The organism is Flavobacterium sp. SM2513, from assembly GCF_050908145.1.
Taxonomy (GTDB): Bacteria; Bacteroidota; Bacteroidia; order Flavobacteriales; family Flavobacteriaceae; genus Flavobacterium.
This window is the reverse complement of the sequence record NZ_CP194228.1, coordinates 3,205,959-3,219,215: the sequence shown is the minus strand read 5'-3', so window position 1 is coordinate 3,219,215 and position 13,257 is coordinate 3,205,959. Positions and strand designations below refer to the sequence as shown.

The following is a 13,257-nucleotide window of genomic DNA, read 5'->3' as shown; positions in this document are numbered from 1 at the left end:
GGCGAAAAATGGTTATAAAAGGTTATATTAGCGGGATTTTTAGAATAAACAATTTTTAATATAAATATAGAATATGGCTGACGGAGAAAAGTTAATTCCAATAAACATAGAAGATGAAATGAAATCAGCTTACATCGATTATTCGATGTCAGTTATTGTCTCACGAGCTCTTCCAGATGTTAGAGATGGCTTGAAACCAGTACATCGAAGAGTACTTTATGGAATGTATGATTTAGGAGTAACTTCAAAATCTGCTCATAAAAAATCTGCAAGAATTGTAGGAGAAGTATTAGGTAAGTATCACCCACATGGAGATACGTCCGTCTATGATGCAATGGTTCGTATGGCCCAAGAGTGGAGTTTAAGATATTTATTGGTAGATGGTCAAGGTAACTTTGGGTCTGTAGATGGCGATAGTCCCGCTGCAATGCGATATACCGAAGCTAGAATGCGAAAAATTTCGGAAGAAATTATGGCTGATATCGAAAAAGAGACGGTAGATTTTCAATTGAACTTTGATGATACATTGTATGAGCCAAAAGTAATGCCAACTCGCGTTCCTACCTTATTAATTAATGGAGCAACTGGGATTGCAGTAGGTATGGCTACAAATATGCCTCCACATAACCTTACAGAGGTTATTGATGGGACTTTAGCGTATTTAGATAACAATGATATCGAAATTGATGAGTTGATGAACTACATCAAAGCGCCCGATTTTCCAACTGGTGGCGTAATTTATGGTTATGATGGCGTTCGTGAAGCATTCAAAACAGGTCGAGGACGTATTGTTATGCGTGCAAAAGTTGGTTTTGAAGAAGTAGACGGACGTGAATGCATCATCGTTACTGAAATTCCATACCAAGTGAATAAAGCAGACATGATTAAACGTACTGCTGACTTAGTTAACGAGAAAAAAATTGAAGGAATTGCCAATATTCGCGATGAATCTGATCGAAATGGAATGCGAATCGTTTATATTTTGAAACGGGATGCAACGCCAAATGTGGTTTTAAATACCTTATATAAATACACACAATTACAATCTTCTTTTAGTGTCAACAATATCGCACTTGTAAAAGGGCGTCCACAAATGTTGAATGTAAAAGACATGATTCATTATTTCATCGAGCACCGTCACGATGTAGTGGTTCGTAGGACACAATTTGAGTTACGTAAAGCGGAAGAAAGAGCCCATATTTTAGAAGGTTTAATTATTGCTTCAGATAATATTGATGAAGTAATTGCTTTAATTCGTTCGTCGAAAAATACGGAAGAAGCTCGTGATAAATTAATTGAGAGGTTCAAACTTTCCGATATTCAAGCAAGAGCAATTGTAGAAATGCGTTTGCGTCAATTAACAGGTCTTGAACAAGACAAATTAAGATTAGAATACGAAGAATTAATGAAAACTATAGACTATTTGAAAGGTTTATTGGCAGATATTAATTTAAGAACGGACTTGATTAAGGAAGAGCTAATTGAAATTCGGGATAAATATGGTGATGAACGTCGTTCTACGATTGAATATGCCGGTGGAGATGTAAGTATCGAAGATTTAATTGCTGATGAGAAGGTAATTATAACCATTTCTCATGCAGGATATATAAAACGTACCAACTTAAACGAATACAAAACGCAAAATAGAGGTGGAGTAGGACAAAAAAGTGCTGGAACAAGAGACCAAGATTTCTTAGAGCATATGTTTGTAGCTACTAATCACCAATACATGATGTTCTTTACGCAAAAAGGAAAATGTTTCTGGATGCGGGTTTACGAAATTCCAGAAGGAAGTAAAACTAGTAAAGGTCGTGCGATTCAAAACTTGATTAATATTGAAAGCGATGATAAAGTAAAAGCTTTCATTTGTACTCAAGATTTGAAAGATTTGGATTACATCAATAGTCATTATGTAATTATGGTTACCAAAAAAGGTCAAGTGAAAAAGACTTCATTGGAACAATATTCACGTCCAAGAATAAATGGAGTTGCTGCAATTACTATTCGCGAAGACGACGAATTATTAGAGGCTAAGTTAACTGATGGTGAAAGTCAAATATTAGTTGCTGTTAAATCTGGAAAATTAGTTCGTTTTGAAGAAGGAAAAACCCGACCAATGGGAAGAACGGCCTCAGGCGTTCGAGGAATTACCCTTCAAGACGAAAAGGATGAAGTAATTGGTATGGTTTCTGTAAATAAAGACAATGTAAGCGATACACAACTATTGGTAGTAACTGAAAAAGGATACGGAAAACGTACCAAATTGGTGGAAGACGACGGTGAAGATGTTTACAGAATCACAAACAGAGGTGGTAAAGGTGTGAAAACGCTAAATATTACTGAAAAAACGGGTGCTTTAATTTCTATCAACGCCGTTACAGATACTGATGATTTAATGATTATCAACAAGTCTGGATTAACAATCAGAATGGCGGTTGAAGATTTACGAGTTATGGGTCGTGCCACACAAGGTGTTAAATTAATCAACATCAAAGGAAACGATTCGATTGCTGCAGTAACTAAAGTAATGAAGGACGACGAAGAAGAAATAATAATTGAAGGTGAAGAAACAGATGAAGCAAATTTAGATTCTGAAAATAACGATGAAAATAACGATGAAAATATGGATGAAAATACTTCAGAAACTGAAGAATAATTAATTCAACTAATAATTTATATTTAAAGTGATGAAAAGAAAATATAGTATCCTAGCAACTGCTCTTTTAATTTCAATAGGCGCTTTTGCACAAAAAAATGAGTTTAAAACATTAAAGAAAATCTACGAAAAAGAAAAATTAAGTCAGAAAGACGTACTAAATTTTAAAGCGGGTGTAGCAACTGCAGCTCCTTTAGTATCTTCTACTAATGAAGAAGATACGGTTTATTTAAATTTCTATAAAGCGAGTGTTCCTTTTATAGAAATGACAGAAGCGATGAGTAAACCTGAGAATCAGGCAGACTCAAAAAACGCTCTCAAATTTTTCACACCAGCAAAAATAGCTGATTTTTCTAATAGTGCTAATTCAGTGTTAGTTTATGAAAAGAAATCAGGTAAGGATGTTCTTTCAGAAAAAATCCAAGAATTAAGCATAGCTTACAAACCTACTTTATTGTCGTATGCTATTAGTCTAGGTGATCAAAAGCGTTTTAGTGATGCTTCTGCAATATTGTACGCGATTTACCAATTGGATTTGACGGATAAAGAAAAGTTGTACTATGCTGCAAATTATGCTATAAGTGGGAATGATTACAAAACAGCATTGGAATATTATATGTTGTTGAAAAACATAGATTATTCTGGCGAAAAAACAAATTACTTAGCAGTCAGCAAAGCAAATGACAACGTCGAGTATTTCACTAATAAAGAAGGCCGTGATAAAGCTGTAAAAATAGGAACGCATATAACACCAACTACAGAAAAAGAGGCTTCAAAGCGTGGTGAGATTTATAAAAATATCGCATTAATTCTAATTAGTGAAGGAAAAACTGAAGAAGCAAAAAGTGCTATTTTGGAAGCTCGGAAAGTAAATCCTGACGATACTTCATTAATAATGTCGCAAGCTGATATTTATTTGAAGACAAACGACATGAAAACGTATGCCGCTTTAATTAGTGAGGTTTTAGAAAAAGACCCAACCAATGCAGACTTAGTTTATAATTTAGGCGTTGTTAGTGGTCAAAATAAAGATAATAGAAATGCTGAAACGTATTATTTAAGAGCAATTGAACTTAATCCTAATATGGCAAATGCTTATTTCAACTTATCAGCAGTTCGAATTGATGATGCTCAGGGACTTTTAGATCAAATGAATAAATTAGGTACTTCAGCAGCTGACAATAAGAAATACGATATACTTAAAACTAAACGTGATGAAACATTACACGATGTAGTTATACTTTTAGAAAAAACGGTAAATCTTGATGGTAAAAACAGGGTTGCTAAAGAAGTGCTCTTAACGGTATACAAAGCTTTAGAAATGAAAGAAAAATCGAAAGCACTTGACGCCGAATTAAGCAAGTAAATTTTCCTTTGCAAAATCCATTATTTTAAAACCATTTCTGAAAAGAAATGGTTTTTTTTTGGACTAATAACTGTGCAGCTATTGTTCTTTAAAAGAAATCAAATTTCAAAGTACTATGTGTTTTGTAGGCACATCATTGTTAATTTTTTTCTAAAAATTTATTTTTTTATTAGTCTTTTAATTTTGAACTGTTACTTTTGTTGAAATGAAAACTGCCAGCTACTTACTATTAATTCTTTTCGTATCTTTTTTAGCTACACCTACAATTGTAAGTGTAATTAATAAATCATGCGATACTTCTTACTTTTATAATATGGTAGAAGAAGAACTTTCTCATAAGGCAGTTAAGGATTTTAAAATACAAGTGAATAAAGAAAATTCTTTTAAATTAGCGAGCTTATCTTCATCATTGATTATTTCAGAGAATCAATTGAAACACGATACCATTACTCCGGCTATATTTTCTCCACCGCCCAACGTATAATTATATTTTATAGGTCAATCTAATTGACAAAATAATCTTTGTTTTAATAAACATAGAGTAACTATTTATATAATTATTTTTTTAGGAAATGACAAAAAAAATCAATCTTTTTGCTAACCTTAAATCAGATATACCTGCTGGTTTAGTGGTTTTTTTAGTGGCGTTGCCATTGTGTTTAGGTATCGCTTTAGCTTCTGGTGCACCACCTCTTTCGGGAATTATTGCAGGTGTTGTTGGAGGAATCGTCGTAGGTTTTTTTAGTAAATCTCATTTAAGTGTTTCAGGTCCAGCAGCAGGACTTACTGCAATTGTATTAACGGCAATCACTGATTTAGGAGCATTCAACATTTTCCTTGCAGCGGGTTTAATCGCCGGATTAATACAATTAATTCTTGGATTTTTAAAAGCGGGTAGTATATCTAATTATTTTCCAACAAATGTAATTGAAGGAATGCTAGCAGGTATAGGTGTGATAATTATTTTAAAGCAAATTCCACACGCGATCGGTTATGACGCCGATTTTGAAGGTGATCAATCCTTTGTGCAACAAGGTGGAGGAAATACATTTTCTACAATTATTGGTGCGTTAGATTACATAAATTTAGGGGCAGTTATTGTCACAGTAATTTCACTAACAATATTGTTAATGTGGGACAAAGTGCCTTTCTTGAAAAAGCTTAAATTAGTTCCGGGTGCTCTAGTTGCCGTTATTGTGGGGATTTTGATTAATGAATTTTTAATCAGGTCAGGAAGTTCCCTAGCAATTACTTCAGAACATTTGGTATCTTTACCTGTTCCTGAGACCGTTGAGGATTTTAGAAATATTATTTTACTTCCAGATTTTAACGCTTTCTTAGATTACAAAGTATGGATTGTAGGTGCAACTATAGCAGTTGTCGCTTCAATTGAAACACTGCTTTGTATAGAAGCTGCCGACCGAATGGATGAACAAAAACGTTTGACTGATACTAATGTTGAATTAAAAGCACAAGGTATCGGAAATATTTTAAGTTCTCTAATTGGTGGTTTGCCGCTTACTTCAGTTGTGGTAAGGACATCTACAAATAATAGTGCCGGTGCAAAATCTAAAATGTCGGCTATTATTCATGGAGTTTTCCTTTTAGTAAGTGTTTTAGCAATTCCATTTTTATTAAATAAAATACCTTTTGCTACATTAGCTGCTGTTTTATTTCTTGTTGGATACAAACTTGCTAAACCATCTACAATTGTGCACTTTTGGCAAAAAGGAAAATATCAATTCATTCCATTTATTGCAACTCTTTTAGGTGTAGTATTTATGGATTTATTGAAAGGTGTGGCTCTTGGAATTGTGATTAGTGTTATTTTCATCATTAGAGGTAATATGCAAAGGGCTTATAGGTTTAGAAAAGATAAATTTGAAGAAGGAGATGTTATTCGAATTGACTTAGCTCAAGAAGTATCTTTTTTAAATAAAGCGGCCATTAAATCCACTTTAATTTCGATACCAGAAAATTCCAGAGTTGTTATTAATGCCGAAGACACGGTCTATATAGCACATGATGTATTAGATTTGATTCAAGATTTTGCAACAGTTAGAGCATCTGAAGAAAATATAAAAGTGAAACTTAAAGGTTTCAAGAAAGCTTACGAACTGGACGATATCAATGACGAAAATAATCATGTTTTCTTCGAAAATTTTGAGGAAGAAAGAATTAGAAAACAGGCAAGACAAGATTACAACCAGTGTATTGCCGTATTAGGAAAAAAAAAGACAAACTAATTAAATATAAATAATTCCTTAAGTAGGTTTTAAAATAAAGTAAAATAATGAGTGATTTTTATAAAAAAATAATCGAAGGAAATAAGAATTGGGTAGCAACTAAAATTAATGAAGACCCAGAGTATTTTGAAAAATTGTCAAAAGGGCAGAAGCCACCCTTATTATGGATTGGTTGTTCAGACAGTAGAGTTCCAGCAAATGAAGTGATTGGAGCACAACCGGGAGAAGTTTTTGTTCACCGTAATATTGCTAATATGGTCGTGCATTCTGACATGAATATGTTAAGTGTACTGGATTATGCTGTAAATGTTTTAAAGGTAAAACATGTAATTGTTTGTGGTCATTACGGCTGTGGCGGTGTAAAAGCAGCTATGGGGAACGATTCTATTGGAATTATTGATAACTGGATCCGACACATTAAAAACGTATACCGTTTGCATCATAGCTATTTAGATTCAATAGTTGATAACGAACAACGTTTCGATGCTTTTGTTGAATTAAACGTGAAAGAACAAGTTTTTGATTTGGCCAAAACTTCAATTGTTCAAGGAGCTTGGAAAAACGGAAGTGAATTGAGTTTACACGGTTGGGTATATGGATTAAATTCAGGAATTGTCAAGGACTTATTAGTAAATATGTCAAGCAATAAAGATTTAGATGCAGTCTATCAATTAGAGTTCTAATAAAAACTAACATTATCAATTTAATAAAAAACCACTTTCGAGTGGTTTTTTTTATTCCAAATTTTCATTAAATGCGGAAGGTAAAAGTTTGGGAATGAATTTGATTAAGATAGGCAAAAGCAAACTTCCCCCTGGCAATAAAAATATCGTTAAGGAAGGTATAGTTTTGCAAATGTCTAACAACTGTTTTTTTACTTTTTTCTTTTCCTTTTCATCTAAATCTCTTCTAGTTGAATGGGCTAATAAAACCATCAATTCACCACTTTGGGAAAGTTCTTTAGCTAGTCTATTTTTATTTCGGGTAATCAAAACTACTACGGTTTGTGTGGCTTGGTCGTAAAAATGTTTTACAGGATTGGAGTAATTAAAGTACGGGATTTCATTTTTATTTTTTTCGATAAAAAAATCGGTACTTTTGATACTTTCGGTTACGAAGTCAGGAGTAACCTTCAACAAATTTGCGAGTTGGTATAAAAACGACGCTTCAGTTTGTTCTATTTTTTCATCACTCCACATTGCCAAACAAGCCATATCAATTAAATAGTAACGTTCTAAAATAGTAGAAAAATAATTGAGCTCTAAGGTTTCTAAATTTCGAACATTCACCTTCGAAAATTTTGTAAATCTTACGGAAGCTTCAAAGAGCTTAATCAGTAAATCATCGTATTTGGTCGGATTCGACTTGGTCTGAAGTGCTAAAGAAACTACACTAACTATTGCTTCTTCTAGCTTTTTTAAATAATTCTGAGGTACTTCATCATGCATTAAATAATGCATAAATGCCAAAACATCCTCAAATAATAACGCATTGGTTACAATATGAGAAAAGTTCTTACTAATGATGTTTTCGTTGGTTTTTACCCTTTCATTAATAATTTTTTCAAGCTTTTGGCTTACAGTATCGCTAGGTAATATTTTCTTTAAAAGATTAAAACTTTCGGGATGAATCTTTTGATAAAAAATCAATGCAGTAGCTACAAATTTTTTGGAACCGACTTCTTGGGTAATCATTTCAAAAGTCGTATACAGAGTAGTAAGCAATGCCACTTTTGAAATTTCCTCACTAATCCAACCTTTAGTATCAATAGGTTCACGAGTATCGAACGAAACAATATGGCCATAAACAAAACCAGTCTCTCGAGTACGTTTATAAAAATCCTCGGGATAGTTAATTAAAGGTACTGTAGACGTGCCTTGTTCAATAAAAAATTTATCAATCCAGCCACTCGCCGATGCATTAATCATTTCATATTCTTTGCAACCAAAAGTAAAAAATTAAAATGAAACAATTCAACTCAATACACTAATTTCTTTTACGATACTGTTTTAATAACGTTTTATTAAAGTCATCCTCTGATTGTTTAAGTTTCAATATTTTCACAGGGCTAATTATTTTCCTTAAATCAATAATTAATTTTTTCCTATTCTGATAAGTTTCGTCTTCTAGATTATCAATTTGACTTAAAAGTACATTCGCTTCACTATCCGAAAATGCATCAATTGGTTTACTTTTCAACTCTTCTCTAATTTTGCGCATTTTTATCATCCTTAATTCAAATTGCTTCTCATCGTAAGAATTATAAACGGGCCAAAATTTTTCGGCTTCATTACTTGAAAGATTTAAATCTTTAGTGATGTAGGCGATTTTCAATGCTTTAATTTTCTCTTTTTTCGATTCCTGACTATAAAAGGTAATCGAACACATCAAAAAAAGTAAGGTAATTAATTGTCTAGTTTTCATATTACTCAGTTATATAATTTTCAAAATTGGGGTTCATTGTTAAAATAGCTTCAACCGATTCATCTTCAAGTGCTAAGTTAATATTCATAGCGTCTAAGTCTTCCAATTCAATCGAATTAATCAATTCATATTGAGAGATATTAGTTTGATACGATAAATAATTTTCAATCGAGTTGGTGTCAATTTGCTCTAACGTAACATTTGAATTACTTTGAAAGAAGGGAACACTTAAAGCCAAAACCAAAATTGCCGCTGCAATATAAATTACCCGATTCAAACTCAAAACCCGAGTTTCTTGCTTTGGCTGTTGCTTTGTTTTCTCCAAAACTGTATTTGATAATGTATCAAAATAATTTTCTGGAGTCGTAAACCCACTTGTTATTTTAGGATGTTGTTCTAAATTAAATTTATTCATAATATTTTGACTTTTTTAAAAGCAAATAGTTTAATCTGCATTCATGTAATCTTCAATTTTTCTTACGGCATGAAAATAAGAAGCTTTTAAACCTCCGACAGTCGTACCTAAAACGGCTGATATTTCTTCGTATTTTAATTCTTGAAAGTATTTCATTTTAAAAACCAATTGTTGTTTTTCAGGTAAAAGAGCAATTGCTTTCTGTAATTTTAGCTGTACGGCATCACCATCAAAATAAGCATCTGCCTTTAAATTATCAATTTCTTTTTGAGCATATTCTTGTGATGAAATATTGTTTTTCTTTGCCTTTTGATTAATGAATGTGATGGATTCATTCGTTGCAATTCGATAGACCCAAGAAAACAGTTTGCTTTCTCTTTTAAAATTTTTCAAATTACGAAAGACTTTAATAAATACGTTTTGCAAAACATCATTTGTGTCCTCGTGATTTAAAACAATTGAACGTATATGTGCATACAAAGGTCTTTGAAAATCTTTAATAAGTTTCTCAAAAGCTGCGTTTTGCGTTTTAGGATGCAATAATTGGTCGATAAATTCCTTCTCGTCCTGCAAATTTTTAATTTAAATATTGGACTAAGTTTAGCGTAAAAGGTTTAATTGAAAGGTTCAAATTAAAAACTTTTACTTTTGAATAGCGAATTTATTTTGTGTATTTCAAATTTAGCAGCAAATTAAAAGTCCTTTCTAATTTTCAGAAATAGGTTCTGAACCCATTTGAAGAGGTATTTCGGAGAGCGAAACGCCACCTTTAATTCCAAAATCCAATGTTCGAATAGGAAAGGGAATCATAATGTCATTCGCATCATAGGCTTTCTTAATTCGTTTAATGGCTTCGCTCCCTACTAAGTTAAACGTGGACTGTTCAGTAGTATTAATCCACATTCGGATGGAAAGATTAATGGAGCTGTCGCCAAATTCGGTAAAGAATACGCTTACTTCATCCGTCTTTGAAAGCATTTCAATATCTTTTACAGCATTCAAAGTAATTTGCTGAACTTTATCTAAATCATCGCCATAAGAAACGCCAACGGTCAAGTCAAAACGCCGCTTATTAATCAATGTATAATTTTCGATTGGATTTTGGAAAACATCTTTATTAGGAATGATTACAATCTTACCTTGAAAAGTTTCAATTTCGGTATCGCGTAAATTAATTCCCTTTACTTTTCCCATATAATCTTTAATTTGGACAATATCGCCAATTCGAATGGGTTTTCTGAATGATATGAAAATTCCTGAAATAAAATTGGCTGCAATATCTTGAAAGGCAAATGCAAGTCCTAAACCTAAGATACCGGCTCCAGCAAGAATGGAAGTAACAGCTTTATCTAAATTTAAAATACTAAGTACCGTAAATAAAACAATTCCAATCATGACAGCATAAACAATGGAACTGAACAGGTTATTGAGTGTATGGTTAGGAGATACCTTTGAAATCAAATTTTTTGCAATTTTCCGAACGAATTTTGCAATATAAAAACCAATAACCAAAACTACAGCACTTACAATGATGTTGGGTAAAAGTTTGATTAATGCTTCGGCCCAATCCATTAATTTTGTTGTAATTAGCTCAGTAATAGTAGCGATGTCCATGAAAAATATATTTTTATTTAAAATGAGAAAAGTTATAATTGTTACAATTTAATGCATTTTCAGCAGTTAATTGTAATCTTTCACACTTTTTTTTAATAATTTGACGGTGGGTTTTAATGTGCTACAGAGCAAATAATTTTAATAAAGAATTGTTTTAGCTTCCATTTATATTGTAAAGTAATACAAAACTAACCTTATATTTGCTAAATGAATCCACTACAAGAAATTTCTGAATTTAAAACGTCTCCTGAACTGATTGCCAAACTATATGAATTTGGAATTCAAAAAAACTACAAGGCTGGAAGCGTAATTTTAAATGAAAATTCACATATTCGTTCTATTCCGATTGTTACAAAAGGAGTCATGAAAGTTTTTAGAATGGAAGACGACGGACGCGAAATTTTACTGTACTACATTAAAGCCGGTGAAAGTTGCATCATGTCTTTTTTGGGCGGGATGCACAATGAAACCAGTAAAGTAAAAGCAGAAGTGGAGGAAGATGCCGAAATTTTATTCCTTCCTATGGAGAAAGTTTCGCTTTTTATCAAAGATTATCCCCAATGGTTGGATTATATTTTCAGATTGTACCACAAACGATTTGAAGAATTACTAGATATTGTCAATGCAATTGCCTTCAAGAAAGTAGACGAACGTTTACTGAATTTACTCCAAAAAAAGGTAGAAATGACCCATTCAAAAACGCTATCAATTACTCACGAACAACTGGCCAATGAGTTAGGTACAGCTAGAGTAGTAGTTTCAAGACTTTTGAAACAGTTGGAAGAAAGCGGCGAACTTATTTTGGGACGTAATAAAATACAGTTGTTGAAATAAAATTTAAATAGCTCTCGCATAGGAATAGTTTATCTCGCAAAGACGCTAAGTCTCTAAGCAAGATAAATTGATAAAAGTGATACATCATATGAAATCAATCTATGCTTGTCGCTATTTTAAGAATTAGTTAAAGATAATATTATTACACTTCGCTTTGCGTTTCTGCAACTTTGCGCGATTATTTTATTTAAAAAAAACCAAAATGGAATAAAGTTGCTACAATTTGCCATTAAGGTTTAACCCTTAAGCACCCTTTTTTTCCTTGTGTAACTAATGTAACTGTACACGCGAATCTTTAATCGGATTTTTGCATTACTAATTAAACGTATAAGTTTATGAATGCAAAATATCTGACTTTATGTCTTTTGACCTTTCTTGGTTTTTCGCAAGTAAAAGCACAAGACACCATTGGAATATCCAAAGAAACAATACTTAAAAAAGTAGCGGAAGGCAATTTACAAATTAAAATTTCCCAACAGAATTTTAAAATTTCGCAAGCTGAATTAAGGCAGTCGGCAGCGGTGTTCTTACCGAATGTAACCGTTTCTCACACGGCAATTTCAACCACTAATCCTTTGATGGCTTTTGGCTCGAAATTGAATCAGGAAATTTTGACGCAATATGATTTTAATCCAAGTTTGCTGAACGACCCAAGTGCGATTCAGAATTATGCCACAAAAATAGAAGTATTACAACCGATATTGAATTTTGATGGTTTTGCACAACGAAAAGCGGCTAGAATCAAGGCAGAATCTTTCAAATTGCAGTCAGAACGCACCCAAGAAGCGATTCTTTTGGATGCGAAAAAGAGTTATATGGAACTGCAATTGGCCTATCAAATGGTAGCTGTTATGGAAAAAGCACTTTTTACTGCGACTGAAAACGGTAGAATGGTTCAGAATTATAACAAGCAAGGGTTGGTACAAAAAACAGATGTTTTATCTGTTGCAATTCGAATTAATGAAATTAAAAACCAACTGCAAGCTGCCAAATCAGCAGTACGAAACAGTTCGGATTACCTTAGTTTCTTGTTGAATAGCGAAGACAAAGATGCCATCTACAAACCATTAGACGCCTTTGAATTAGAATCTACTTTAGCTAAAGAAGATAAAATCAGCCTCTCTAATCGTAAAGATTTTCAAGCCATGAGTTTGGCAACCGAATCGTATAAACAAATGGTGAATTCCTCCAAAATGAATTTCTTACCGCGATTGAATGCATTTGGAACTTACGAATTATACGACGATACCCTTTTTGGCACAAGTGCTGGAGGTTATGTAATCGGAGCTCAATTGTCTTGGAACTTATTTGACGGATACAAATCCATCGGAAAATTGCAACAAGCGAAAGTGACGTACGAAAAAGCAAAAACGGAAGAATTGCAGTACAAAGCTAAAAGCGAATTAGAGTTAAATAAATACAGCCGTCAGTTATTAGACGCTCAAGAGAAAGTAAAACTCGCTCAATTAAATGTAGAACAAACTACTGAGGCTTATCGAATTAGACAAAACAGGTTTCAACAAGGTTTAGAAAAAACATCCGACGTTTTGATTTCTGAAACGCAAATGATTCAGAAAGAATTGGAGTACAAACAAGCCATATTTGAGTATAATTTCACAAAAGACTACGTGTCGTTTTTAAGTAAGTAAGAAGTTAATTTCAATGGCAATTTCAAAAATCCATTACAATATAGAATCCGCAT

General features: G+C 32.8%; 12 protein-coding genes. 7 read left to right on the top strand and 5 right to left on the bottom strand.

Going from position 1 to position 13,257, the window contains the following annotated elements; translation table 11 throughout:
* The first annotated feature begins 73 nt into the window (after nt 1-73).
* The 5 genes from gyrA to can all read left to right on the top strand — a co-directional run bounded on the left by gyrA (nt 74) and on the right by can (nt 6,951).
* Nucleotides 74-2,656: a DNA gyrase subunit A gene (gene gyrA / locus ACQ5J2_RS13745; protein WP_432671030.1), complete on the top strand. Its 2,583-nt coding sequence runs from the start codon at nt 74-76 to the stop codon at nt 2,654-2,656.
* Between the two features lie 31 nt (nt 2,657-2,687).
* On the top strand, nt 2,688-4,022 hold the full coding sequence (locus tag ACQ5J2_RS13740; RefSeq protein WP_432671029.1) for a tetratricopeptide repeat protein: 1,335 nt from the start codon (nt 2,688-2,690) through the stop codon (nt 4,020-4,022).
* A gap of 205 nt (nt 4,023-4,227) precedes the next feature.
* Nucleotides 4,228-4,506, top strand: a complete 279-nt coding sequence (locus ACQ5J2_RS13735) for a hypothetical protein (RefSeq protein ID WP_432671028.1) — start codon at nt 4,228-4,230, stop codon at nt 4,504-4,506.
* A gap of 88 nt (nt 4,507-4,594) precedes the next feature.
* Nucleotides 4,595-6,268, top strand: coding sequence for a SulP family inorganic anion transporter (locus ACQ5J2_RS13730; RefSeq protein ID WP_432671027.1), 1,674 nt, complete (start codon nt 4,595-4,597; stop codon nt 6,266-6,268).
* Between the two features lie 47 nt (nt 6,269-6,315).
* On the top strand, nt 6,316-6,951 hold the full coding sequence (gene can, locus ACQ5J2_RS13725) for a carbonate dehydratase (RefSeq protein ID WP_432671026.1): 636 nt from the start codon (nt 6,316-6,318) through the stop codon (nt 6,949-6,951).
* A 51-nt stretch (nt 6,952-7,002) separates the two neighbouring features.
* On the opposite strand, the gene ACQ5J2_RS13720 is transcribed toward can, so the two are convergent.
* The 5 genes from ACQ5J2_RS13720 to ACQ5J2_RS13700 form a co-directional block, all read right to left on the bottom strand.
* Nucleotides 7,003-8,196, bottom strand: a complete 1,194-nt coding sequence (locus tag ACQ5J2_RS13720; RefSeq protein ID WP_432671025.1) for an LETM1-related biofilm-associated protein — start codon at nt 8,194-8,196, stop codon at nt 7,003-7,005.
* Nucleotides 8,197-8,254: 58 nt separating this feature from the next.
* Entirely contained in the window at nt 8,255-8,692 is a 438-nt protein-coding gene (locus ACQ5J2_RS13715; protein ID WP_432671024.1) for a sensor of ECF-type sigma factor, read from the bottom strand.
* Nucleotide 8,693: 1 nt separating this feature from the next.
* Nucleotides 8,694-9,107 (bottom strand): hypothetical protein, encoded by a 414-nt coding sequence (locus tag ACQ5J2_RS13710; protein WP_432671023.1) that lies wholly within the window; start codon nt 9,105-9,107, stop codon nt 8,694-8,696.
* Between the two features lie 30 nt (nt 9,108-9,137).
* Complete coding sequence (locus ACQ5J2_RS13705; RefSeq protein ID WP_432671022.1) at nt 9,138-9,680, bottom strand: RNA polymerase sigma factor; 543 nt, start codon at nt 9,678-9,680, stop codon at nt 9,138-9,140.
* A gap of 132 nt (nt 9,681-9,812) precedes the next feature.
* On the bottom strand, nt 9,813-10,721 hold the full coding sequence (locus ACQ5J2_RS13700; protein WP_432671021.1) for a mechanosensitive ion channel family protein: 909 nt from the start codon (nt 10,719-10,721) through the stop codon (nt 9,813-9,815).
* Between the two features lie 207 nt (nt 10,722-10,928).
* On the opposite strand from ACQ5J2_RS13700, the gene ACQ5J2_RS13695 reads away from it, so the two are divergent.
* Both ACQ5J2_RS13695 and ACQ5J2_RS13690 read left to right on the top strand, forming a co-directional pair.
* Nucleotides 10,929-11,555 (top strand): Crp/Fnr family transcriptional regulator, encoded by a 627-nt coding sequence (locus tag ACQ5J2_RS13695; protein WP_432671020.1) that lies wholly within the window; start codon nt 10,929-10,931, stop codon nt 11,553-11,555.
* Between the two features lie 335 nt (nt 11,556-11,890).
* Nucleotides 11,891-13,204 carry a TolC family protein gene (locus ACQ5J2_RS13690; protein ID WP_432671019.1) on the top strand — a complete coding sequence of 438 codons (1,314 nt, stop codon included), beginning with the start codon at nt 11,891-11,893 and terminating at the stop codon, nt 13,202-13,204.
* Nucleotides 13,205-13,257: the final 53 nt, after the last annotated feature.

Bases quoted from the DNA above. Each gene is read 5' to 3' on its own strand.
- ACQ5J2_RS13715 (WP_432671024.1), bottom strand. From the start codon at position 8,692: ATGAAAACTAGACAATTAATTACCTTACTTTTTTTGATGTGTTCGATT.
- ACQ5J2_RS13710 (WP_432671023.1), bottom strand. From the start codon at position 9,107: ATGAATAAATTTAATTTAGAACAACATCCTAAAATAACAAGTGGGTTT.
- ACQ5J2_RS13735 (WP_432671028.1), top strand. From the start codon at position 4,228: ATGAAAACTGCCAGCTACTTACTATTAATTCTTTTCGTATCTTTTTTA.
- ACQ5J2_RS13690 (WP_432671019.1), top strand. From the start codon at position 11,891: ATGAATGCAAAATATCTGACTTTATGTCTTTTGACCTTTCTTGGTTTT.
- ACQ5J2_RS13740 (WP_432671029.1), top strand. From the start codon at position 2,688: ATGAAAAGAAAATATAGTATCCTAGCAACTGCTCTTTTAATTTCAATA.
- ACQ5J2_RS13730 (WP_432671027.1), top strand. From the start codon at position 4,595: ATGACAAAAAAAATCAATCTTTTTGCTAACCTTAAATCAGATATACCT.
- ACQ5J2_RS13695 (WP_432671020.1), top strand. From the start codon at position 10,929: ATGAATCCACTACAAGAAATTTCTGAATTTAAAACGTCTCCTGAACTG.
- gyrA (WP_432671030.1), top strand. From the start codon at position 74: ATGGCTGACGGAGAAAAGTTAATTCCAATAAACATAGAAGATGAAATG.
- ACQ5J2_RS13720 (WP_432671025.1), bottom strand. From the start codon at position 8,196: ATGATTAATGCATCGGCGAGTGGCTGGATTGATAAATTTTTTATTGAA.
- ACQ5J2_RS13700 (WP_432671021.1), bottom strand. From the start codon at position 10,721: ATGGACATCGCTACTATTACTGAGCTAATTACAACAAAATTAATGGAT.
- can (WP_432671026.1), top strand. From the start codon at position 6,316: ATGAGTGATTTTTATAAAAAAATAATCGAAGGAAATAAGAATTGGGTA.